This window comes from Pontitalea aquivivens (assembly GCF_046507575.1).
In the GTDB taxonomy this organism is placed as follows: Bacteria; Pseudomonadota; Alphaproteobacteria; order Rhodobacterales; family Rhodobacteraceae; genus Pontitalea; species Pontitalea aquivivens.
Genome location: NZ_JBKFEY010000135.1, coordinates 1 through 355, shown reverse-complemented (window position 1 = coordinate 355; position 355 = coordinate 1). Strand labels below are relative to the sequence as shown.

General features: G+C 70.4%; 1 protein-coding gene. It reads left to right on the top strand.

All coding sequences use genetic code 11. From position 1 onward, the window contains the following. Positions 1-355, top strand: a 355-nt coding sequence (locus tag ACK8OU_RS20515) for a terminase gpA endonuclease subunit (RefSeq protein ID WP_410305173.1), incomplete at both ends; no start/stop codon positions are given.

Below are 355 nucleotides of genomic sequence, written 5' to 3'. Positions count from 1 at the left end.
CTGGGGGCGGGGGCTGGAAAGCTGGCTTGTCGATCACGTGGTGATCGAGGGCGGCCCCGCGGACCCGGCCTGCTGGCAGAAGCTGTCGGATCTGCTGGCTCGGACATGGCTGCATGCCAGTGGCGCCGCGATGACCATCGCGCGGCTCGCGATCGACACCGGCTACGAGACGGCGGCGGTTTACGCCTGGTCGCGGAAAGCCGGCTTTGCGCTGGTGGCGCCGGTGAAGGGCCTTGAGGGGTTCAACCGCGCAAGCCCGGTGACGGGCCCGACCTATGTCGATGCCACGGTGGGCGGCAAGCGGCTGCGCCGGGGCGCGCGGCTCTGGTCGGTGGCGACATCTACCTTCAAGGCC